Here is a 22,556-nt window from a genome sequence, read left to right on the forward strand (position 1 = left end):
AGGCAACCCGGACCGTGCTGCACGCCATGCGGGCAATGCGGGGGCTGCCCTGCCGAAAGCCGCGCCAGACCGACGCACCGTGGCCCGTGCGGCCCAGTCACGGCAATTGGCATGACATTTGCGTTGGCTAAACGCATGAAGCGCTGGCCCCCTTGCCGCAATGCCGCCGCCGGTCGCCCTAAGCGCCCGGGCCGGCCGCCGCGCGCCCATGGCCTGGCCCGCGCCCGTGGCCGGTGGCGACCAACCGCCTGACCCCGCACCGTCGCGCCCCGCACCGGGTCGCGCGGCTGCCGTTCTGCGCCCTGCCCGCCTTTCCCTTCCTGTCGCGGAGACCCGCGTGACCGCACCCCCTGTCCTCGCCACATCCCTGGCCGAGCTGGAGCGCCAATTGGCGATCCAGATGACCTTGCTCGCCTATCCCGCGACGCCCTGGGTGGTCTCGAAGGGACCAGAGGTGCTGGATTGCGCCATCATCGGCGGCGGCATGTACGGCCTGGCCACCGCCGCCGCGCTGCGGCGCGAACAGGTGACACGGATCGGCATCTTCGATGCCGCACCGGCCGGCCAGGAAGGTCCCTGGGTGACGTTCGGCCGCATGGCGATGCTGCGGACGCCCAAGGACCTCACCGGCCCGGATGGCGGCCTGCCTGCCGCCAGCTTCCGGGCCTGGTGGGAAGCACAGCACGGCGCCGAGGGCTGGAACGCGATGTACCGCGTGCCGCGCACCGCCTGGATGGATTATCTGAACTGGTTCCGCCGGGTGATGGACCTGCCGGTGCGCAATCACCACCGGCTGGTGGCGATGGAGCCGGTGGAAGGCGGCACCCTGCTGGCGCTGCGTTTCGACACGCCCGATGGCCCGTTGCTGTGCCATGCCCGCAGCGTGGTGATGGCCACCGGATCGGGCGGCAGCGGTGGCCACAAGATTCCGCCGGAGATCGCCGCCGCCCTGCCGGCGGGGCGTGTGCTGCATGCCAATGACATGCTGGACCCCGCAGGCTTTGCAGGTGAACGGGTGGGCGTGCTCGGCGCCGGCGCCACCGCCTTCGACATCGCCATCACCGCACTTCAGACCGGCGCCGCCACCGCCACCATCTGCATCCGCCGCCCCGAGGTGCCGCGCGACAATCCGCGTCGCTGGATGGAAAGCGCCGGCTTCCTGGCGCATTACGTCGACCTGCCCGATGCGGCGAAATGGGCCTATGCGATGCGCCTGCGCCGCATTGGCCAGCCGCCGCCGCAGCCCACCTTCGACACCGCCATCGCCTTGCCCGGCTTCCGCATCGCCACCGGCATGCCCTGGGATGCCGTGCGCTGGACGGGCGAGGAAATCGTGGTGGAAGGCAATGGCCGCCGCCAGGTCTTTGACCGGCTGGTGATCGCCACCGGCTTCCTCTCCGACATGTCGCTGTGCCCCGAATATGCGGCGCTGGTGCCGGAGATCGCGGTCTGGGGCGACCGATTCACGCCGCCGGCCGATGCGGCGGAACCCCGCCTGCTGCGCCAGCCCTATCTCGACCGCCTCGGCGGGTTTCAGGAAAAGGTGGCGGGCGCGGCACCCTGGGTCACGCGCGTCTTCAGCATCACCGGCGCCGCCTCGCTCAGCCTCGGCCCCGTGGCGGCCAGCGTCAGCGGCATGAAATACGCGCTGCCGCGCCTGGTGGAAGGCGTGAAACGCCGGCTGTTCCTCGACCAACAGGACAGCGACTGGGCGCATTTCCTGCACGGCGACCACGCCGAACTCGCCCCCTTCGACCTGCCGGAGACCGTCGCCGCATGAACACCATTCCGACCACCCCGGTGGACGCCACGCCGGAGACCATCGCCCCCTTCGGCACGCTGGTGCTGCCGGGCGAGGACGGCACGCCCTTTGGCGCGCAAGACGCCGTGCTGGACCTGACGCAGGGCACGCCGCGCTTCTACATCATGCGCCTGCCGCACCGGCCGCTGTTGATCCGCGGCATCACGCGGCATCTGCGCGTGACGCAATGCCTGGCTTCCACCGATGGCGCCGACTGGTTCATCGGCCTGGCGCCCGCCGATGCGCCGCTGACGGCGGAGGGCATCACCGTCTTCCGCATCCCCGGCGGCACCGCGCTGTGCCTGCATCGCGGCACCTGGCATGCCGGCCCGTTCTTCACCGCGGAGCGCCAGGATTTCTTCAACCTGGAACTGTCCGACACCAACGAGACCGACCACGACACCGTGCGCATCGACACGACCTTCGGTGTCGCCCTAGCCATCGCCGCTTGAGGAGAGAGTTCATGCAACGCCGCACCTTCCTCGCCGCCACCGGCGCCCTGCTCGCCACCCCTGCTCTGGCCCAGCCGCGCGCGCTGCGGCTGATGCTGGATTGGACACCGCAGGGCTACCACGCCGCCTGGTTCCTGGCTGCCGAGCGGGGATATTTTGCCCGCGAGGGGCTGAATGTGACGATCCAGCGCGGCTTCGGCTCCGGCGACGTCGTCACCAAGCTGGCGGCGGGCGCGGCGGAGATCGGCTTTGGCGATCCGGGCGCGGTGGTGAAGCACAATGCCGACCACCCGGCCCGCGCCGTGGTCAATGTGTTCCAGTATTTTGATCGCACCTTGGCCGGCGTCATCACCGTGGCGGGGCGGGGCATCGAAACGCCGGCCGATCTGCGCGGCAAGCGCATCGCGGCGCCGGCGGGCGATAGCGGCCGCGTGCTGTTCCCGGTCTTTGCAAAGGCCAATGGGCTGGCGCCCGGCGACGTCACCTGGATCACGGTGGCCCCGCCGTTGCGGGAGCCGATGCTGCATCGGGGCGAGGCCGACGCCATCACCGCCTTCGTCTCCGGCGCCTTCTTCAATCTGCGCGCCCTGGGGCAGAAGGAGGCGGATATCCGCATGTTCCGCTTCAACGACTACGGCGTGGACGTGTTCGGCAATGCGCTGCTGCTGCCGGCGGAACTGGCGGCGAAGGAGCCGGAGATGGTGCGCGGCTTCGTGCGCGCCACGCTGGCGGGGCTGAAGGACGCCCTGACCGACCCCAACGCCGCCATCGCCGCCGTGCGGGCGCGGGAACCGCTGGCCGATGTGCCGCTGGAAACGGAACGCATGCGCTTCATCATGCGCGAAGCCGTGCTGACGCCGACGGCGCGGGAGAAGGGCGTGGGCCATGTCGACCCAGCGCGTGCCGCCGCCATGGTGACGGCCATGGCGGAAGCCTTCGACGTCTCCAATCCGCCTTCCGCCGAGAGCTTCATGCTGACGCAATTCCTGCCGCCGGCTGCCGAGCGCATGCTGCCGCCGATGGGCGCCTGATGCGCCAGCATGGCCGCTACGCCTATTCTGCCATCGCGAAACGCCCGGCCTGGGACTGGCCAGGCGGGGCTCGGCTGGCCGTGCATGTCGCGGTGAATCTCGAAGCCTTTCCCTTCGCGGAGGGAATGGGGATTCCGCTCGTGAATCCCTCGCCCGAGCCGGATGTCCAAAACTACGGCTTTCGGGACTGGGGCAATCGCGTCGGCGTGTGGAACCTGCTCGATGCGCTGGACGAGCATGCGATTCCCGCGGCGGCACTGCTGAACACGGCGATCTACGATCTGTGCCCGGATGTCGCCGCTGCTTTTCGCGCACGCGGCGATGAGTTTGTGGGCCATGGCCGCACCAATGCCGAACGCCAGTCCGAGATGGACGAGGCCGCCGAGGCCGCGATGATCGCGCAATGCCGCGACCGCATCGCGGCGGAGGAAGGCGCCGCGCCGCGCGGCTGGATGGGCCCCTGGGTGGCGCAGACGCATGTGACGCCGGACCTGCTGGCGGAGGCGGGCTTCGACTACAGCATGGACTGGACGCATGATGACCAGCCGACGCTGCTGACAACGCGCGCCGGCACACTGGTGACCGTGCCCTATTCCCGCCCGACCAACGACATCCCCGCCTTGCATGCGGCCAAGTGGCCGCCCTCCGTCTGGGCCGACCTGCTGATCGACCAGTTCAAGGAACAGCTTCGCCTTTCGCAAAAATGGCCGCTGGTGTTCAACCTGTCGCTGCATCCCTTCCTCGTCGGTCACCCCTTCCGCCTGCTGCATCTGCGCCGCGTGCTGGCCCATATCGCCGCCGCCCGGCCGCGCATCTGGCTGGCCCGACCGGGTGAGATCGCGGCGCATGCCCGCAAGGTTCTGTAGCCGATGGATTTCGAGTGGGACCTCTTCGTCGAATCGCTGCCGACCCTGGCCGCCGGCGCCATCACCACGGCACAGCTCGCCATCGTCTCCATCGTCATTGGGCTGGCCATCGGCTTGGTGGGCGGGCTGGCGCGGGTTTCCGGCTTTGCGCCGTTGAATGCGGTGGCGGTGTTCTATGTGACACTGCTGCGTGGCGTGCCGCTGCTGGTGACCATGCTGTTCCTCTATTACGGCCTGCCCTCACTGGGCCTGCTGCTGGAGGCGAAGGCGGTGGCGATCCTGGCGCTGTCGCTGACCAATGGTGCCTATGTGACGGAAATCGTCCGCGCCGGCATCCAGTCCATCGACCGCGGCCAGATGCGCGCGGCACGGTCGCTGGGCATGGGCTGGGCGCTGGCAATGCGGCGCATCGTGCTGCCCCAGGCGCTGCGCCGCGTGCTGCCGCCGATCGGCAATGAGGCGATCACGCTGCTGAAGAACACCGCGCTGGTCTCGGTCATCGCCATCCCCGATCTTTTGCGCGCGGGCACGGATATCATGACTTGGCAGGCCAATACCTTCAGCCCCTTCGCGGGCGTGGCGCTGATGTATCTGGCGATGACGCTGCCGCTGGTCTGGCTGGTGGCACGCCTGGAATCCCGCTGGAGAGTCGCATGAGGCCGTTGCTGTTCCGGGGCGCCATGCTGCTGGCGGGCGGTGGGGACTGGGCGCCACGCCTCGGCGTGGATGTGCTGCTGCGCGATGGCCGCGTCGTCGATATCGGCGTGTCGCTGGACGTCAGCGATGCGGAGGTTGTCGAGGCTGGCCACCTGCTACTGCTGCCTGCCTTCGTCAATGCTCATACCCATTCGCCCGAAAGCCTGGCGCGCGGCCGCGCACCCATGGCCCGGCTGGATGAATGGCTCGCCGCCGAGTATGCCGATGGCCAGGACGCCCTGCCGGAGGCGCGCATCCGCCAGGCCATCCTGATCTCGGCGGCGGAAGCGATCCGCGGTGGCGCAATTCGGGTGACGGATCATTTCCGGCAGATTCCGCCGAATGTGGAGTCGGTTGCCATCGCCGCCGCCGCCTGGGCCGAGGGCGGCATCCGCGCCCGCGTCGCGATGATGCTGCGCGACCTGCCCTCCCCCTCCGCCAGCTTCACGCCGCCGAGCACGGAGGCTGCGCTGGCGGTCGCCGAAGTGCTGGTGAAAGCGCCGCCGAAGGGCGCCGAAATCGGCCTCGGCCCCTCCGCCCCGCAGCGCTGCACCGATGCACTTCTGGCGGGGATCGGCGCGGTGGCACGCGAACATGGCGCCTTCGTGCATTTGCATTTGTGCGAAACCACCAAGGACGCCGCCGATTGCCGCGCACGCTTTGGCACGGACCCGGTGACGCATCTGGAACGGCTCGGTCTCGCTGGGCCGCATGTGGACTATGCCCATTGCGTGCATCTGACGGATGCGGAGCTGGACCTGCTGGCGGCCTCCGGCACCCGGATGGCGCATAACCCGCTCGCCAATCTGCGCCTGGGCAGCGGCATCGCCCCGGTGGCACGCGCCATCGCGCGCGGCGTGCGGCTCGGCATCGGTTCCGATGGCCCCGGCAGCAACGACACGCAGGACATGCTGGAGGCCGCGAAATTCGCGTTGCTGCTGCCCCGCGCCGGCCGACCCGATGCGGAATGGCCGACGCCCGCGCAGATCATGACCATCGCCACCGATGGCGCGACCTTGGCGACAGGCGCGCGCGCCGATCTTTTGGCTTTTGACCTCCGGGCCGCCGCTTTCACCGATACGAAGCCAGAGGAGATCGTGCCCCGCCTGCTGATGGCCGCGCGCCCGCGCGACCTGAAGCATGTGCTGGCCGATGGCGCCTTCCTGATGCGCGACGGCACACTGATGCCGCCTGCTTTGGCGCACCTGCCATGAGCACCATCCACATCCGCAACCTGCACAAATCCTACGGCGCCACCCCCGTGCTGCGCGGCGTGGACCTCGATGTCGCGCCGGGCGAAGTGGTCTGCGTCATCGGCCCCTCCGGCAGCGGCAAATCCACGCTGCTCGCCTGCCTGAATGGGCTGGAGCCCTTTGAATCGGGCGAGGTCATCGTCGACGGCCAGCATATCGGCTGGGGTCCCGAACGCGGCGGCGCGCGGTTGCGCGTGCCGGAACGCGCGATGACTCTGGCACGGCGGCGCATCGGCATCGTCTTCCAGGCCTTCAACCTGTTCCCCCATATGACCGCCCTCGGCAATGTCATGGAAGCGCCCGTGCAGGTGCTGCGGCGCCCGCGTGCGGAGACGGAGGCGACCGCCCGCGCGCTGCTGGATCGCGTTGGCCTAGCGCACAGAATGCTGGCCTATCCGGCAGACCTGTCCGGTGGACAGCAACAGCGCGTCGCCATCGCCCGCGCTTTGGCCATGCAGCCCGCGGTGATGCTGTTCGACGAGGTGACCTCCGCCCTCGATCCCGAACTGGTCGGCGAAGTGCTGGCCGTGATGCGCAAGCTGGCGGAGGAGGGGATGACCATGCTGGTCGTCACCCATGAGATGGGCTTTGCGCGCGATGTCGCCGACCGCGTCGTCTTCATGGATGGCGGGCTGGTGGTGGAACAGGGCGCACCGGCCGAGGTGCTCGGCAATCCGCGCGAGCCGCGCACCCGCGCCTTTCTGGGCCGCGTCCTGCGACCCGATTCGATTCCCGCATGAAGGACACACACATGATCCTCACCCGCCGCGCGGCGCTGGCCGCGACTCTCGCCGCACCTTCCCTCGCCTTGGCGCAGACGGATGACACCCTGGCGCGGGTGCGCGCCGCCGGCGTGCTGAATGTCGGCAATGGCGGCGCCTTTCCGCCCTTCGAGTTCATGCAGGCCGGCACGCTGACGGGCTTCGACGTCGATCTTGGCGAGGAGCTCGGCAAGCGCATGGGGCTGCGCATCCAGTGGCAGGTGATTTCCTTCGCCGGGTTGATTGCCGGACTGACCTCCGGCCGCGTCGATACCCTCATCACCGCGATGACCTGGACGCAGGATCGCGCCGATCGCATCGCCTTCTCCGTCCCCTACTACAAGACCGGCATCGCCGCCGGCTATCGCCCCAACCTGGTGATTGACAGGCCGGAGGATCTGGCCGGCCGCGTCGTCGGCGTGCAGGTCGGCACCTCCGGCGAACGCTATGTGCGCGACAATCACGGCACGGCGGTGAAGGAGATTCGTGTCTACAACGAATTCCCGCTGGCCTTGCAGGATCTGGTGATCGGCCGCGTGGAATGCGTGGTGAACACCCAGCCCGTGCTGCGCTGGAACATCGCCCGCAACAGCCGCGTGCGGCTCGGCGTCTCCCCGGTCTGGGACGCGCGGGATGTGGGCATCAATACGCGCAAGGAAGACGCCACGCTGATGGCGGAGATCAACCGGCATCTCGCCGCCATGCAGGCCGATGGCTTCCTCGCCTCGCTCGACACGAAATGGTTCGCGCAGGCCAGCTGAACGGTTTACGGCGCCTCGCACCATGCTAGAATGCTGTCGCCCCGGTTGGCCGTAAGAACGGGCCTGGGCGACATGGATTGGCAGGACCCCTTTGGGGAACTGCATCATCGTCGCCAGGATTCCACGCCACCATGGACAGCCTTCCGCCTCCGCATCTGAATGACGGCCTCGCGCGGTTGGAAAGGCGTGTGGCCTGGGAATTGGCGACGCTCGCCTATCCGGCGCGACCCTGGGTGCGGCCCATGGCGCATCCGGAAGGGCCTGTGCTGGACGTGCTTGTGGTGGGCGGCGGGCAGTGCGGGCTGGCGACCGCCTTCGCGCTGAAGCGCGCGCGGATCGAGAATATCGCGGTGCTGGAAGCGGAGCCCGAGGGCCAGGCCGGCGTCTGGACGCGCTTCGCCCGCATGCACACGCTGCGCACGCCGAAGCATGTAACGGGGCCGGAGCTGGGCCTGCCCTCGCTTTCCGTGCGCGCCTGGTATGAGGCGCGGCATGGCGCTGCCGCCTGGGACGCCCTGCATAAGATCGGGCGGGAGGATTGGCAGGCCTACCTCACCTGGCTGCAGAGCGTGCTGGCACTGCCCGTGCGACATGGCTGGCGCGTGACCCGCATCGCGCCCGAAGGCGATTCGCTGCTGGCCGTGCAGGCCGTTCATGCGGATGGCACGGCGCGGCGGCTGCTGGCGCGGCAGGTGGTGCTGGCCACGGGGCTGGACGGCAATGGCGCTTGGCAGGTGCCGGCGATGATCGCGGAAGCGCTGCCCGCCTCCCATTACGCCCATACTGCGCAGGCGGTGGATTTTGCCGCGCTGGCGGGCAAGCGCGTCGCTGTGTTGGGCGCAGGTGCGTCCGCTTTCGACAATGCCGCAACGGCGCTGGAAGCCGGCGCGGCGCGGGTCGATCTGCTGGCGCGGCGGCCAGTACTGCCCTCGGTGAATCCCAACCGCTGGATGGAATTTTTCGGCTTCCTGCACTATTTTGTCGATCTGCCGGACGCCCAGAAGTGGCGCTTCATGCAGACGCTCTTCGCGCTGAACCAGCCGCCACCGCAGGAGACGTTTTCGCGCTGCGCGTCACATGACCGCTTCTTCCTGCATCTCGGCGCGCCGCTGACGGCGGTCGGCACGGCGGGGGACGCGATCCGCCTGGAGACGCCACGCGCAACGCTGGAGGCCGACTTCCTGATTGTTGGCACCGGGCTGGTCGTCGACCTCTCGCTGCGCCCGGAGCTTTCGTCCTTCGCCAGTGACATCGCCCTGTGGCGCGACCGTTTCGCGCCGGCGGCGGAAGACAGGTTGCTCGGCGCCTATCCCTATCTCACCGACAGTTTCACCTTCACCGAACGTGTACCCGGCGCCGCGCCCTGGCTCGCGCGGCTGCGCTCCTCCTCCTTCGCCGCCATGCCCTCCACCGCCTCCTCCGCCGGCATTTCGACGTTGCGGCCGACGGTGGAGCGCATCGCGCGTGGCATCGCCCGCGATCTGTTCCTGGAACAGGCGGGCGCGGATTACGACTCGCTGCTCGTCTATGACGAGGCGGAGCTTGTGGACCTTACCCTCGCCTCGGATCGAATGGGAGCCTGACATGGTGAAGGACGGCGCCGCCCATCTGCGCAGCCTGCGGGATGACCGCACCATCTTCATCGATGGCCGGCGCGTGCAGGATGTCACCACCGATCCCGCTTTCGCCGGCGCCGTTGCCTCCGCTGCCGCGCTGTACGACTACCAGGCGCGGCATGCCGACGAGATGACTTTCGCGACCGAGACAGGCGCGCGCGCAAATCTGTCCTGGTTGCTGCCCCGCAATCATGCGGAGCTGGTCACGCGCCGTCGCGCCATGGAACGCTGGGCGGAGCAGAGCTGCGGCATGATCGGCCGCTCGCCGGACCATGTCGCCTCCACCTTCGTCGGCTTCATGATGGGCCTGCACGCCTATGAGCCGAAGCGCGCCGCGGCGCTGGCGGATTACTTCCGGCAGGCGCGTGACGAGGACCGCTTCCTGTCCTACGTCATCGTCAATCCGCAGGCGGACAAATCCAAATCCGCAAAGGATCAGCCCGGCGGCGGGTTGGTCGCCAGCGTGGTGGATGAGGACAGCCACGGCATCACCATCCGCGGCGCCAAGATGCTCGCAACCAGCGGCATCATGGCGAATGACCTGATGGTCTCTGGCTTCGCTGCGCTTGGCGCCGGCGACGAGGCTTTTGCCTTCACCGCCGTCACGCCCATGGCGACACGTGGCGTGAAACTGCATTCGCGCCGCAGCTACGAGGCCGCCGCCACTTCCACTTTCGACTACCCGCTCTCATCCCGCTTCGATGAGAATGATGCCGTGGTATTCTTCGACGATGTGAAAATCCCCTGGGACCGCGTCTTCGTCCACAAGGACCTGCGCATGGCCCAGGCGCAGTGGCATGAGACGCGGGCGCATGTGATGCAGAACTACCAATGCATCGTCCGCCTGATGGTGAAGCTGCGTTTTCTGCTCGGCTTGGCCCATAAGGTAGCCGAAGTGAACGGCATTCTGGGCTTTCCGCAGACGCGCGAGACACTCGGCCTGCTCGCAGCGAAATCCCAGAACATCGAGGCGTTGGTTGTCGCCATGGAAGCAGCCGGCGAGGAATTTCACGGCTATTTCGTGCCCAACCGCCCGATGCTTGTCACGGCCCAGGTCATCGCCCAGACCACCTATCCCGAATTCATCGAAGCCATCCGCGGCCTCGCTGGCGGTGGCGTCATCATGGTGCCCTCCTCCGCGGCGGATTTCGACAGCGGCGAGATCGAGGGGCTGATCCATTCCGCGCAACGCTCCCCGGTGACGAACAGCGAAGGTCGCGTGAAGCTGATGAAGCTTGTCTGGGACGCAATCGGTTCCGAATTCGGATCGCGCCATCTGCAATACGAGATGTTCTATTCCGGCGCGCCCTTCGTGACGCGCGGCAACAGCTACCGCTTCCACGACTGGGCGCGGGAGAAGAGCTTCGTGGAGGGTTTCATGGACAGCTACGGCCTCGACCGCACCACCCACAAGGCCGCCGCGGAATGAGCCTGGAAAAAATCCGCGCCAGCGCCTTCGTCGCGCATGGCGACATCCGCATCGAGGGCGCCGCCACCGGCCCGCTCGCCGGCCTGACCTTCGCGGTGAAGGATCTGTTCGATGTGGCGGGCACGCGCAGCGGCTGGGGCAATCCGGACCGGCTGCGCGATGCGCCCGTCTCGCTCACCACCGCCTCCGCCTTGCTGCCGGTGCTGGATGCCGGGGCGACGCTGATCGGCAAGACGCATACGGATGAGATCGCCAGCGGGCTGTTCGGCGAGAATCCGCATTACGGCGCGCCGATCAATCCGCGCGCGCCGGACCGCGTGCCGGGCGGGTCTTCCTCCGGCTCCGCCGCCGCCGTCGCCGCCGGGCTCTGCGACTTCGCCTTCGGCACGGATACCGGCGGCTCCGTCCGCGTGCCTTCCTCCTTCTGCGGCCTCTACGGCATCCGCACGACGCATGGCCGCGTTTCCGTCGCCGGCGTGATGCCGATGGCACCCAGCATCGACACGGTGGGCTGGTTCGCCCGGGATGCCGCGCTGCTGCGCCGCATCGGGGAGGTCTTCTTCGGCCCCGCGCCCAAAGTCGTGCCGCGCCTGCTGATCGCCGAGGATGCCTTTGAGATTCCCCTGCCCACGCTTGGTGTCGCCCTGCGCGACGCGGCCCAGGGCCTCGGCCCGGCCCAAAGCATCACGCTCTATGCGGAAGGCGCCGCGCACTGGCTCGACACGTTTCGGCCACTGCAACTCGGCGAGCTCTGGACCACCCATGGCACCTGGGCGCGGGAGCCAGGCCGACGGCTCAGCCCCGCCGTGGCGGATCGCATCGAACTCGCTGCCACCGTCACACAGGATGCCATCGCCATCGCCTGGCAGGCGCGGGAGAGGTTGACCGCACGGATGCATGCGCTGCTCGGCACGGATGGCGTGCTGGTGATGCCGACGGCGCATGACCTGCCACCCTTCCGCGACGCGCCGGTTTCCGCGCAGGTCGCCTTCCGTGACAGGACGCTCGCGCTGACCTGCGTCGCCAGCCTGTGCCGCCTGCCACAGGTGAATATCCCGGCCGGCACGCTGGATGGCATTCCCATCGGCCTGTCGCTGATCGGTGCACCCTATCAGGATGCGGCGCTGCTGGCCGCCGCCGAAGCGCTTGGAGCCCGCCTGTCATGACCCACGCTTTGCGCCTGACCATCGGCGTTTCGGATTGCGATCGCGCCCGCGCGCTGGCGGAAGGCCGCGTGTCGATCGCGGGCGTCGCGGCGGAGACCACCGTCATGCCGCTGCAACCGCTGTTCAATCTGCAGATGACGCAGCACCGCTTCGATTGCTGCGAATTCCCCATTGCCACCTGGCTGCGGCATTTCGATCGGCCGCAGCAGGATTACGTCGGCATCCCGGTCTTTCCCTCGCGGCATTTCCGCTTCTCCTGCGTCTTCGTGAACAAGGCGAAGGGGCTGACCAAGCCGGCCGATCTCGTGGGCAAGCGCATCGGCACCATGGTCTGGGACATGGCCGCCGCCGTCTGGCTGCGCGGCGTCTTCGATGAACATTACGATTTGCCGTGGCGGTCGCCCGTCTACGTCAATGCTGGGCTGAACGAGACCCGCGCCGGCGAGGATCATCCCCAAAAATATCCGGATGGTGTCAGCATCGAGCATGTCACCGATCGTAGCTTGTCCGAGATGCTGGAATCGGGCGACATCGACGCCCTCTACACCGCCCGCGCGCCTGACAGTTTTTTCAGCGCGCCTGACAAGGTGGGACGCCTCTTCGCCAATCCGATGGCGGCGGAGCTGGATTATTTCGCGCGCACGAAAATCTTTCCGCCGATGCACCTCATCGCCGTGAAACGCCACTTCGTGGACGACAATCCTTGGCTGCCGCGCGCGCTGTACAACGCCTTCGCGGACTCGCAGCGGCTGGCGCGGTTGCGGCTGCATGACAGCGCGACGCTGGCCGTCGGCCTGCCCTTCCTGGCCCAGCAGCTGGAGGAGACGGAACGCCTGCTCGGCCCTGCCTTCTGGTCCACCGGCTTCGCCGCCAATCGCGACATGTTCGCGACCCTGATCCGCTACATCCGCGCCGAGGGCCTGCTGACCCGCGACCTGATGCCGGAGGATCTCTTCCCCGCCTCGCTGCTGGAAACCTGACCCATGGTCACCACCGATGACCGCGCCCAGCGGCTTATCGAATCCGCCCAGAAATTCCGCGCGCCCTTCACGCTGGATCCGTCACTGGCGCTGTATTCGCCGCAGGACAATGTGGATTCATTGAAGCATCCGCGCATCGCCGCCTGGATAGCGTTCGTCGGCAAGGACTACGTGCCAAAGCTGCCCGAGGCCCGTGAGCATGTGCTGCTGTTGCTGCCCTGCACACGAACAAAGCCCTATATCCTCTCGACCGAGCATCGCCGCATCAATGCCGCGCTGATCGCCGCGGGCTTCGTGCCCACCGCGCCAGCCGATCCGGTGCTGCTGGCCTTCCGCGCGGAGGAGGAGCCGGAGGCGCTGTTGAGCCTGGCGCCGCTAGTCCATCCCAGTGGCGTGGTGGTGCATCGCGCGGTCATCAGCGAGCCGCTCGGCCTGGTGCCCTATGAGCATATGCTGACCTATCCAGGCGGCACGTCACCGGCCGTGCTCTACGACGATCCCGGCCTGTTCGAGGATCGCGGCAATGCCGTCTCGCCCTGGCGCGCGGATTCCACCGCGGTGCGCGTCTCCGCCTCCCGCTGGAAATGGGGGCCGGCGGAAAAGCGCGCCTATGTCGAGATGCACAATGCCATGGCGCAGGCGGTGGCGGAGGCGCTGTCGCGCTTCGGTCCTATCTATACGCGCCGCATCTCCTGGGTCGCGCCAGGGCTGACGCATCGCAGTTTTGTGGTGGCGAAGGCGGAGCGCCCGGCGCATGGCATTGTGGCGACGCGGCAGGTGGGTGACGCGCGCTTGGCGCTGACCGGCGCGAACGACCTTCTGGCGCCGGAGCTTGCCCTCACGGCGCTGCCGACGCGTCAGCAATGCGCGGAGGCGTTGCGCCGCCTGGCGCATCGCCTGGGCAAGACGCCGGCGGAGGCCGCCGGCCACTTCGGGCGCGGTGGCGGCGATGCCACACCGCTGGCGCTGCCGGAATTGCTGGAGGATCTGTTGGCCGCCGTGCTGCCGCAGCACGTCGCGAAGGCGGCCTAATCGGGAGAGCCAGCCGGCAAGGCCGGCTGGGCGGCCGCCGCCTATGCGTCGTGACGAAGGCACGCCTTCGGCGCGACGAGCCAAGCGCGCTCCCGGCGCTTGAGGGCAGGAATCAGGTTTCCAGCATCCGGCGCAGCAGCTCGACATCTTCCGCAAAGGCGCTGTCGGCCTGCATCAGCTCCGCCACGCGGCTGACGGCGTGCATCACGGTGGTGTGGTCGCGCCCGCCGAAGCGGCGGCCGATTTCGGGCAGGGACCGGCTGGTGAGCTGCTTCGCCAGATACATCGCCACCTGCCGCGGCCGCGCCACCGCGCGCGCCCGGCGGGGGGAGGACATGTCGGTCAGGCGGATGTTGTAGTGTTCCGCCACCCGCTTCTGGATTTCCTCGATCGTCACACGCCGGTCATGCGCACGCAAAATGTCGTGCAGCACCTCCTGCGCGCCCTCCAGCGTCACCGGGCGGCCGAACAGATTGGCGTGCGCGATCAGGCGGTTCAGCGCGCCCTCCAGCTCCCGGACATTGGAGGTGATCTTGTGAGCCAGGAATTCCATCACCTTGGCCGGCACCGGCACGCCCTGGCTCTGCGCCTTGGCCTGCAGGATGGAGATGCGGAGTTCGTAGGTGGTGGCGTGCAGGTCGGCGACCATGCCGCAGCCCAGCCGCGTGCGCAGACGGTCCTCGATGCCCGACAGGTCGGAAGGCGACTTGTCGGAGGACACGATGATCTGCTTGCCGGCATCCACCAGCGCATTGAAGGTGTGGAAGAACTCTTCCTGGGTGTTGTCCTTGCCGATCAGGAATTGCAGGTCGTCGATCAGCAACACGTCAACGCTGCGCAGGCTTTCCTTGAACTCCATAGTGCTCTGGCTGCGCAGCGCCGCGATGAAGCGGTACATGAATTTCTCGGCGGACATATAGGCGACGGTCAGCGGCGGCCGGCCATCGGCCGCGCCGTGGTCGCGGATGGCCCAGGCGCAGGCATGCATCAGATGCGTCTTGCCCAGCCCAACGCCGCCATAGAGGAACAGCGGGTTGAAGCCCGGGCTGGCCGGCCGTTCGGAGACGCGGCGCGCGCAGGCATAGGCGAATTCATTCGGCTTGCCGACGACGAAGCTGTCGAAGGTGAAGCGCGGGTCCAGCGGCGCGGTCCAGTCCCCGCGCGCATCGCCGGGGCGGGGCTCCGCGGGGCGGCCCAGCGGTTCCGCGAGGCCGGTCGTCTCGGCCGGCTCCGCCGCGAAGCTGCGGGCGGGCGCTCGGCTGGGCGGGACGGCGTCCTCGGACTGCAGGGTTTCGATGGCGGGCATGGGGCGCGGCTCCGCCAGCGACTGGGCGCGGGCTTCACCGGCACGGCTGTCCGGCATCACCCGGAACTCCAGGCGACGGATCACCGGCAGTTCCGCCTGCCACAGCGCGCGCAAACGGTCGCCGTAATGGCCGCGGACCCAATCGCGCAGGAAGCGTGTGGGCAGAAGGACAATTACCTCCTCCCCCTGCACGGCGGACAAGGTCATCTGCCGCAGCCAGGTGCGGTATTCGACCTCGCCGACCTCTTCCTTCAATCTGCCGCGAATGCGTGCCCAGACCTCCGCCACCTGGGTGGGGGAGGACGGAGACGACGGGCCGACCGTATTCTCCATGTGATGCACCTGCCAACCTCGTGGGCCCTTGCGGGCGATGCATTTGACCGATCGGCAGCGGAGGATCCGGCCGCGAAGGACAGGCGCGCAGCTCCGGGGGGATGAGCGCGACTGAGCCGAGGCTACCGCGACGCGCTGGGCCGGCGCAAATGATTACTCTGGGTTTTGGAAATCGTGACGCTGCTGAATAAAGTAGTCACCACAGCAACAATCATCCAACTCCCCAAAGCAGCATGAAGCCGCCCACCTTCCGGCAGGCTGCTTCAAGACAATGGTAGAAGTAGGAATGTCGCTATTCAGCACTCGCCTGCTTTATGCAGGCGTGACTGGAGATCAAGCCTGGGCGGTAGCGCCCAGGGCCTTGATCCGCGCCGAAAGCCGGGACAGCTTGCGGGCGACGGTGTTGTCGTGGAACACGCCCTTGTCGGCGGCGCGCTGCATTTCCGGCTGCGCGGCCCTGAAGGCTTCCTGGGCCACCGCCTTGTCACCACCGGAAATCGCCTGCTCCACCTTGCGGAGGAAGCTGCGCACGCGGGAACGGCGTGCGCGGTTGCGCTCGGTGCGCTTCTCGGTCTGCCGGATGCGCTTGCGCGCGGAAGCCGTGTTCGCCATGGCGTTCTGTGTCTGACCAGTCAAAAGTTTCAGGGCCCGATGGTGTGACCCATCGGCGAAGGCCGGGTTACTACCCTTTGGCGCCTTCGGGAGTCAATGCGCGGCTTTCGCGGGACTGTCACCGATGGCGGAAATCTGGCTTTCGCTTCTCGGCAAAGGCGGCCATGCCTTCCTTCTGGTCCTCGGTTCCGAAAAGTGAGTGGAACAACCGCCTTTCGAGACGAACGCCCTCATGCAGCGTCGTCTCGAAGGCCGCGTTCACCGCCTCCTTCGCCATGGCGACCGAAGGCGCGGACAGGCTGGCGATCTTCTCGCCCATTTTCAGCGCTTCCGCCCGCAGATCCGCCAGCGGGACCACGCGGGCCACCAGGTTGGCGCGCTCCGCCTCCGTTGCATCCATCATGCGCGCCGTCAGGATCATCTCCATGGCCTTGGACTTGCCGATGGCCCGCGTCAGGCGCTGGCTGCCACCGGCGCCAGGGATGACGCCCAGATTGATCTCCGGCTGGCCGAATTTCGCATTGTCGGCGGCCAGGATCAGGTCGCACATCATGGCAAGCTCGCAGCCACCACCCAGGGCGAAGCCGGCCACCGCCGCGATCACCGGCTTCTGGATGCGCAGCACATCCTCCCACCGCTTGCCGATGAAATCGTCGAAGTAGATGGCGGGGAAGGCGCGGTCCTTCATTTCCTTGATGTCGGCGCCCGCCGCGAAGGCCTTTTCGGAGCCGGTGACCACAATGGCGCCAATCGCCGGATCGGCGTCGAAGGCGCGCAGGGCCTCCCCCAGTTCCGTCATCAGTTGGTCGCAGAGCGCGTTCAGCGCCTTGGGGCGGTTCAGGGTGATGAGACCGACCCGGCCCTCGGTCTCGACAAGGATCATTTCGTAGGCCATGCGCCGTCTCCCCTTCTGCGGCCCAAGCGGTAGCGCAGCCGCCGGATCACCTCAACGCCGCCTGGTGAGCTCCGCTCAACGCTGCGTGCGCGCACAGTAGAAGGTGCTGCGCCCGGACTGCACAATCCGGGAAACACCCGCGCAGCCGCTGCCCGGGCCGGGACATAGCGGGCAGGGCTGGCCCTCCCGGTCGTACACCGAGAAACTGTCCTGGAACCGGCCCAGCTCGCCATCCGCCCGCACATAATCCCGCAGGCTGGACCCGCCGGCGCCGATCGCCTCCTCCAGCACCGCCTTCACCGCCGGCACCAGCCGCACCGCCCGCGCCCCGGGAATGGTGCCCGCCAGGCGCCGCGGCGAGATCCGCGCGCGAAACAGCGCCTCCGCCACATAGATATTGCCGAGGCCCGCCACGACCCGCTGGTCCAGCAGCGCCGCCTTGATCGGCGTGGCCTTGCCCGCCAGGGCGTCTGACAGGCTGGCGACGGTAAACCCGTCCTCCAGCGGCTCCGGCCCCATCCCCATCAGCAACTTGTGCGAGTCCTCGGCCAGGGTCGGCACCAGATCCACGCTGCCGAAGCGGCGCGGATCGACGAAGCCGACCCGCGTGCCGTCCTCGGTCTCCATCACCAGATGCTCATGCGCCTCCGGCGGCTGGTTATGGCCCCGCGCGTCGGAAAACAGGCCGTTCGGCCCCATCCAAGGCATGGCCGCCCCGGCCATTGGCCGCGCCACCATCCGCCCCGACATACCGAGATGGATCAGCAGGCTTTCGCCCGTATCCAGCCGCGCCAGCATGTACTTGCCGCGCCGTCGGAAGCCGGTGACCGTCGCGCCGGTCAGCCGCCGCGCCAACCCCTCCGGAAACGGCCAGCGCAGCCCCTCCCGCATCGTTGCCGCCCGCGCGATGCGCCGCCCCTCGAGCACCGCCCGAAGCCCCCGCATCACCGTCTCCACCTCCGGCAATTCCGGCATCTTTTTTCCGTGCTGCCGCGAGCCATTGGCACAGCGGGGCGCTGGCCTGGGTGGGGCGCGGTACCATGTGTTGTCGTGCGGGGGCGCGGCACTGGCAAGGCACCCGCCGAACGGGCAGGATGGGGCGATGAGCGACACAACCGATTTCGGCTTCCGCGAGGTGCCGCGCACCCAAAAAGCCTCCCTGGTGCGGGAGGTCTTCGAAAGCGTGGCCCCCCGCTACGACCTGATGAACGACCTGATGTCGCTGGGCATCCATCGCATCTGGAAACGCATTTTCGTGAATGCCATCGCGGCGTCGCCGCGGGAGACCCTGCTGGACCTGGCCGGCGGCACGGGGGACATCGCCTTCGGCGCCCTGGCGCGGGGTGCCAAGCGTGTGATCCTCACCGATGTGAATCCCGCCATGCTGGAAGTCGCGCAGAAGCGGGCGCTGGACCGCGGCATCACCACCGGCCTCGACTTCGCCGTGGTCGATGCGGAACACATTCCCCTGCCGGACCGCTCGGTCGAAAAGGTCTCCATCGCCTTCGGCCTGCGCAACTGCACCGACAAATCCGCCGTGCTGCGCGAAGCCCGCCGCGTGCTGCGCCCCGGCGGCCGCTTCCACTGCCTGGAATTTTCGAGAGTCGCGATCGAGCCACTCGCGAAAGTCTACGACATCTGGTCCTTCAAGGTCCTGCCCGAGATCGGCGCCCGCGTCGCCAAGGACCGCGACAGCTACGAATACCTGGCCGAGTCCATCCGCCGCTTCCCGGATCAGGAAACGCTGGAAGGCATGATGCGCGACGCCGGGCTGGAACGGGTGGCGCATCGCAACCTCTCAGGCGGCATCGTGGCCATCCATTCCGGCTGGCGGCTGTAGGGCCGCCGCCAGAACCCCTCAGTCCAGCCGCAGCCCGATGCGGCGGATCACTGGCTCCCAGGTCGCACGTTCCGCCGCCAGGTAGGCGGCCAGATGGTCCGGGCCGCTGCGCGCCGGCAGGGCGCCGATCCGGTCCAGCGCGGCACGCACCTGCTCATCGCCCAAGGCCTCCCCCAGCGCCGCCGCCATGCGGTCCAACACGGCGGGCGGGGTGCCGGCGGGGGCCAGCAGCGCCTGGAAATTGCGCACCACCAGCGCCGGGAAGCCCAGCTCCGCCGTAGTGGGAATGGAGGGGGCCAGGGGCGAACGCGTATCGGCGGTGATCGCCAGCGCCCGCACCCGCCCGGTGTCCGTCACCGGCAGCAGGGCGGAGATATCGCCGAACAGTGCCTCGATCTTGCCGCCGATCAGGTCCGGCAGGGCGGCGCCGGTGCCGCGATAGGGCACATGTTCCAGCCGGATATCGGCGAGCTGCGCCAGCAACTCCATCGCCAGATGCGGCGTGGTGCCGATGCCGGCGGAACCGAAGTTCAGCGCGCCGGGCCGCGCCTTCGCCAGGGCCACGAATTCCGCCAGGCTCGTCGCCGGCAGGTCCTTTGCCACCGCCAGGATCTGCGGGCTGTCGGCGATCAGCGCCACCGGCGCCAGCGCCCGCAACGGGTCCGGCGCATCCGCGGCGCCGGCCGCCGGCGCGATCACTAGCGGACCGGGTGAGCCCACCAGCATGGTGTAGCCATCCGGCCGCGCCGCCGCGACCACGCGACTGCCGACCAGCCCACCGCCACCGGCCCGGTTCTCCACCACCACCGTCTGGCCCAGGCGCCGGCGCAGACCCTCCGCCACCGGCCGCGCCACATTGTCCACCGGGCCGCCGGGGGCGAAAGGCACCACCAGCACCACAGGGCGCTGCGGCCATGCTTCTTGTGCGCGCGCGACGAAGGGGGTGGTCAGAGCCACTGAGAGCAGCCCCCGTTTGGTGAATCGCATTGTCGTTTCCTCCCCAGCCTTTGGGACGTCAGCGACCCTTAAAGACGGGCTTCCGCTTCTCCGCGAAAGCGCGCAGCGCCTCCTGCGTATCCTCGGTGGATGCCAGTGCCACGGTCTGCGACTGCTCGTAGCGATAGCCCTCATGCAGCGGCAGATCTTCCGTCACCTGGAAGCTGCGCTTCGCCGCCCGCACCGCCAGCGGCACCTTCTGGGCGATCTCCGCCGCGATGCCCTGCGCGGCTTCCACCACCTTGTCACGCGGCACGCAGACGGAAGCGGCGTTCATCCGGTACAGCTCCGGCCCGGTGATGCGGCGCGCGGTGTAGATCATCAGCCGCGCATTGGATTCACCCAGGTGGCGGCGCACATGCTTCACGCCGCCGGCGAGGCCCACATCGACCTCGGTCATGGAGAGAAAGCTCTCCTCCGCCACCACCAGGATGTCGCAGCACAGCGCCAGCACGCAGCCAGCGCCGATGGCGGCGCCATTCACCGCGGCGATCACCGGCTTCTCGCATTCCAGCACGCAGTCGAAGCCGGCGCGCACCAGGCGGTTGTGGCGCGGGAAGGCGCCGGGCGCGCTGCGATCCGGCCTGTCCTTGAGATCAGCGCCGGCCGAGAAGGTCTTGCCCGCGCCCGTCAACACGATCGCGCGCACATCCTCGCGGTCGTGCAGTTCGTCGAAGACCTGCACGATCTCCTCGCGGAATGCGCCGTTCTGGGCGTTCACCGGCGGGCGGTCGATGGTCACGGTGGCGACGAAATCCGCCACCTCCAACCGCAAAGTCGAATAGCTCATTCCACGCGTATCCCTGCCGCCTCAATCACCTGTTTCCACCGCGCGCTTTCGCGCTCGATCACCGCCGCCAGCTCCTGTGGCGTGGAGGGTGTCGCCTCCTCGCCCAGCTCCTCCATCCGCGCCAGATAGTCCGGGCGGCGCAGGATGGTGACGATGACCTGGTTCAGCTTCGCCACCACCGGCGCGGGCGTGCCGCCGGTGGTGGCGATGTAGTTGAAGGGCGCGGCGTCGAAGCCCGGCAGGGTTTCGGCGATGGCCGGCACATCCGCCGCCAGCTTCGAACGCTCCGGCGTGGTCACGCCCAGCGCCCGCAGCCGGCCGTCCCGCGCCTGCGGCAGCAGCACGGAGAGCGTATCCAGCGCCATGGAGACGGTGCCGCCCAGCAGGTCGGTCAGCGCCGCGGAGGTGCCGCGATAGGGCACATGGGTGATGTCGATCTGCGCCATGAACTTCAGCAACTCCCCCGCCAGGTGGGAGGAGGAGCCGACGCCGGAGGAGGCAAAGGTCAGCGTGCCCGGCCGCGCCTTGGCCAGGGCGATCAGCTCCGCCAGGTTGCGCGCGGGGACGGAGGGATGCACCGCCAGCAGGTTCGGCGCGCGCTTGTAGCCGGAAACGGGCGCGAAATCCCGGATCGGGTCATAGGGCACGCTGCGCATCAGATGCGGGCTGATGATCTGCGGCGCCGGCGTGCCGTAGAGCAGCGTCAGCCCATCCGGTGCCGCGCGCGCCACCGCCTGCGCGCCGATGGTCGCGGCGCCGCCCGGGCGGTTTTCCACCACCACGGGCTGGCCAAGCGGGCCGGCCATCGCCTCCGCCAATTGGCGCGCGGAGGCATCGGCGGAACCGCCGGCTGCATAGGGCACGATCAGCCGCAGCGGACGGCTGGGGAAATCCTGCGCCTGCGCCAGGGACGGCCCAGCGGACGACGCCGCAAGGCCCGCCGCGATCAGCGCGCGACGGCTGAGGGCCGGGTTCATTGCAGCCGGATCCCTCCGCGCTCGATCACGGGACCCCAACGGTCGTATTCTTCCTTCACCATGGCCTCCAGCGCCTGCGGCGTGCCGCCCAGCTTCTCGATGCCCAATACGTCGAAACGACTGGTCAGAGCGGGGGAGGCCAGGATCTCATTCAGCACCGTGTTGAGCCGCGCGATGATCTCGGGCGGTGTGCCGGCCGGTGCCAGCAGGTAGTTGAAGCTGGCATCGTGGAAGCCGGGCAGGGTGCGGCCGATGGGCGGCAGTTCGGGCGCCGCCGCCGCCGGCTCCGCCGTGCTGACGCCCAGCGCCCGCATCCGCCCGTCGCGCACCAGCGGCAGCAGCGTGGCGATATTGTCCATCATGAAGTCGACGCGCCCGGCGATCACATCCTGCGTCGCCGGCGCGGTGCCGCGGAAGGGGATGTGCAGCATCTCCAGCCCCGCCATCTGCCCGAACATCGCCGCGGCCAGATGGCCGGAGGAGGCAACGCCGGCGCTGGCATAGGTGAGGCCTTCCGACTTCGTCTTGCCGTAGGCGATCAGCCCCGCCACGTCCTGCGCCGGGAAATCCGGCCGCACCACCAGCAGCTTCGGCGCCCGCAGAATCGCGATGACGGGGGTGAAGTCCTTCTGCGGATCGTAGCTGAGGTTGCGCATCAGATGCGGGTTCAGGATCTGCACATTCGGCGTGGCGTAGAGCAGCGTCAGCCCATCCGGTGCCGACCGCGCCACCGCCTGCGCGCCGATGGTGGTGCCGCCGCCCGGGCGGTTGTCGATCGTCACCGTCTGGCCGAGGGCGGTGCCCAGCGGCTCCGCCAGCAACCGGCCGACCGTGTCCGCCGCGCCGCCTGGTGCGAAGGGCACGACGAGGCGGATCGGCCGGGACGGCGCCCAGCCCTGTGCCCGCGCGGCGGAGGAGGCGGCCAGGGCGGCGCCGGCGAGAAGAAGCGTGCGTCGCTGCATG

Annotated in this window: 22 protein-coding genes; 14 read left to right on the forward strand and 8 right to left on the reverse strand. The window is 68.6% G+C overall.

Features of this window, described 5'->3' with window-relative positions; genetic code table 11:
• Positions 1-337: 337 nt before the first annotated feature.
• From ACVFYP_RS23565 to ACVFYP_RS23625, 13 genes are all read left to right on the forward strand, one after another.
• The gene (locus tag ACVFYP_RS23565; RefSeq protein WP_499202675.1) at positions 338-1,780 is read left to right on the forward strand and encodes an FAD/NAD(P)-binding protein; all 1,443 of its coding nucleotides are present in this window, start codon (positions 338-340) and stop codon (positions 1,778-1,780) included.
• Positions 1,777-2,253 carry an ureidoglycolate lyase gene (locus ACVFYP_RS23570; protein WP_499202676.1) on the forward strand — a complete coding sequence of 159 codons (477 nt, stop codon included), beginning with the start codon at positions 1,777-1,779 and terminating at the stop codon, positions 2,251-2,253. Before ACVFYP_RS23565 ends, ACVFYP_RS23570 begins: the two co-directional genes overlap by 4 nt.
• A gap of 11 nt (positions 2,254-2,264) precedes the next feature.
• Complete coding sequence (locus ACVFYP_RS23575) at positions 2,265-3,284, forward strand: ABC transporter substrate-binding protein (protein ID WP_499202677.1); 1,020 nt, start codon at positions 2,265-2,267, stop codon at positions 3,282-3,284.
• Complete coding sequence (locus ACVFYP_RS23580) at positions 3,284-4,150, forward strand: polysaccharide deacetylase family protein (RefSeq protein WP_499202678.1); 867 nt, start codon at positions 3,284-3,286, stop codon at positions 4,148-4,150. The genes ACVFYP_RS23575 and ACVFYP_RS23580 overlap by 1 nt, the downstream gene beginning before the upstream one ends.
• Positions 4,151-4,153: 3 nt before the next feature.
• Positions 4,154-4,807 (forward strand): amino acid ABC transporter permease, encoded by a 654-nt coding sequence (locus ACVFYP_RS23585; protein WP_499202679.1) that lies wholly within the window; start codon positions 4,154-4,156, stop codon positions 4,805-4,807.
• Positions 4,804-6,060, forward strand: coding sequence for an amidohydrolase family protein (locus ACVFYP_RS23590; protein WP_499202680.1), 1,257 nt, complete (start codon positions 4,804-4,806; stop codon positions 6,058-6,060). Before ACVFYP_RS23585 ends, ACVFYP_RS23590 begins: the two co-directional genes overlap by 4 nt.
• Positions 6,057-6,839: an amino acid ABC transporter ATP-binding protein gene (locus ACVFYP_RS23595; protein ID WP_499202681.1), complete on the forward strand. Its 783-nt coding sequence runs from the start codon at positions 6,057-6,059 to the stop codon at positions 6,837-6,839. Before ACVFYP_RS23590 ends, ACVFYP_RS23595 begins: the two co-directional genes overlap by 4 nt.
• Positions 6,840-6,850: 11 nt before the next feature.
• Positions 6,851-7,621 (forward strand): ABC transporter substrate-binding protein, encoded by a 771-nt coding sequence (locus ACVFYP_RS23600; protein ID WP_499202682.1) that lies wholly within the window; start codon positions 6,851-6,853, stop codon positions 7,619-7,621.
• 131 nt (positions 7,622-7,752) lie between these two features.
• Positions 7,753-9,204: an NAD(P)-binding domain-containing protein gene (locus ACVFYP_RS23605; RefSeq protein ID WP_499202683.1), complete on the forward strand. Its 1,452-nt coding sequence runs from the start codon at positions 7,753-7,755 to the stop codon at positions 9,202-9,204.
• A gap of 1 nt (position 9,205) precedes the next feature.
• Positions 9,206-10,666, forward strand: coding sequence for a 4-hydroxyphenylacetate 3-hydroxylase family protein (locus ACVFYP_RS23610; protein ID WP_499202684.1), 1,461 nt, complete (start codon positions 9,206-9,208; stop codon positions 10,664-10,666).
• Positions 10,663-11,832, forward strand: coding sequence for an amidase (locus ACVFYP_RS23615; protein WP_499202685.1), 1,170 nt, complete (start codon positions 10,663-10,665; stop codon positions 11,830-11,832). The genes ACVFYP_RS23610 and ACVFYP_RS23615 overlap by 4 nt, the downstream gene beginning before the upstream one ends.
• Complete coding sequence (locus ACVFYP_RS23620; RefSeq protein ID WP_499202686.1) at positions 11,829-12,812, forward strand: substrate-binding domain-containing protein; 984 nt, start codon at positions 11,829-11,831, stop codon at positions 12,810-12,812. The genes ACVFYP_RS23615 and ACVFYP_RS23620 overlap by 4 nt, the downstream gene beginning before the upstream one ends.
• A gap of 3 nt (positions 12,813-12,815) precedes the next feature.
• A complete protein-coding gene (locus tag ACVFYP_RS23625; protein ID WP_499202687.1) occupies positions 12,816-13,844 on the forward strand; it encodes a hypothetical protein in 1,029 nt (342 codons plus the stop codon).
• A 112-nt stretch (positions 13,845-13,956) separates the two neighbouring features.
• Here ACVFYP_RS23625 and dnaA read toward each other — a convergent pair whose 3' ends face one another.
• From dnaA to mutM, 4 genes are all read right to left on the reverse strand, one after another.
• Positions 13,957-15,483 carry a chromosomal replication initiator protein DnaA gene (gene dnaA, locus ACVFYP_RS23630; protein ID WP_499202688.1) on the reverse strand — a complete coding sequence of 509 codons (1,527 nt, stop codon included), beginning with the start codon at positions 15,481-15,483 and terminating at the stop codon, positions 13,957-13,959.
• Between the two features lie 333 nt (positions 15,484-15,816).
• Positions 15,817-16,095 carry a 30S ribosomal protein S20 gene (gene rpsT / locus ACVFYP_RS23635; protein ID WP_499202689.1) on the reverse strand — a complete coding sequence of 93 codons (279 nt, stop codon included), beginning with the start codon at positions 16,093-16,095 and terminating at the stop codon, positions 15,817-15,819.
• A gap of 118 nt (positions 16,096-16,213) precedes the next feature.
• Positions 16,214-16,990: an enoyl-CoA hydratase gene (locus ACVFYP_RS23640; RefSeq protein WP_499202690.1), complete on the reverse strand. Its 777-nt coding sequence runs from the start codon at positions 16,988-16,990 to the stop codon at positions 16,214-16,216.
• Positions 16,991-17,065: 75 nt separating this feature from the next.
• The gene (gene mutM / locus ACVFYP_RS23645; RefSeq protein WP_499202691.1) at positions 17,066-17,965 is read right to left on the reverse strand and encodes a bifunctional DNA-formamidopyrimidine glycosylase/DNA-(apurinic or apyrimidinic site) lyase; all 900 of its coding nucleotides are present in this window, start codon (positions 17,963-17,965) and stop codon (positions 17,066-17,068) included.
• A 127-nt stretch (positions 17,966-18,092) separates the two neighbouring features.
• Between mutM and ACVFYP_RS23650 the strand changes: the two genes are divergently transcribed.
• A complete protein-coding gene (locus ACVFYP_RS23650; protein WP_499202692.1) occupies positions 18,093-18,830 on the forward strand; it encodes a class I SAM-dependent methyltransferase in 738 nt (245 codons plus the stop codon).
• Between the two features lie 18 nt (positions 18,831-18,848).
• Here the strand turns inward: ACVFYP_RS23650 and ACVFYP_RS23655 are convergent, their stop codons facing one another.
• Genes ACVFYP_RS23655 through ACVFYP_RS23670 form a run of 4 tightly spaced genes read right to left on the reverse strand, consistent with a single transcriptional unit; the run spans position 18,849 to position 22,555 of the window.
• The gene (locus tag ACVFYP_RS23655) at positions 18,849-19,817 is read right to left on the reverse strand and encodes a Bug family tripartite tricarboxylate transporter substrate binding protein (protein ID WP_499202693.1); all 969 of its coding nucleotides are present in this window, start codon (positions 19,815-19,817) and stop codon (positions 18,849-18,851) included.
• A gap of 28 nt (positions 19,818-19,845) precedes the next feature.
• The gene (locus ACVFYP_RS23660) at positions 19,846-20,616 is read right to left on the reverse strand and encodes an enoyl-CoA hydratase/isomerase family protein (RefSeq protein ID WP_499202694.1); all 771 of its coding nucleotides are present in this window, start codon (positions 20,614-20,616) and stop codon (positions 19,846-19,848) included.
• Positions 20,613-21,593 carry a Bug family tripartite tricarboxylate transporter substrate binding protein gene (locus tag ACVFYP_RS23665; protein ID WP_499202695.1) on the reverse strand — a complete coding sequence of 327 codons (981 nt, stop codon included), beginning with the start codon at positions 21,591-21,593 and terminating at the stop codon, positions 20,613-20,615. Before ACVFYP_RS23665 ends, ACVFYP_RS23660 begins: the two co-directional genes overlap by 4 nt.
• Positions 21,590-22,555 (reverse strand): Bug family tripartite tricarboxylate transporter substrate binding protein, encoded by a 966-nt coding sequence (locus ACVFYP_RS23670; RefSeq protein WP_499202696.1) that lies wholly within the window; start codon positions 22,553-22,555, stop codon positions 21,590-21,592. The genes ACVFYP_RS23665 and ACVFYP_RS23670 overlap by 4 nt, the downstream gene beginning before the upstream one ends.
• Position 22,556 lies beyond the last annotated feature (1 nt).

It is taken from the genome of Roseomonas sp. F4, assembly GCF_053891155.1.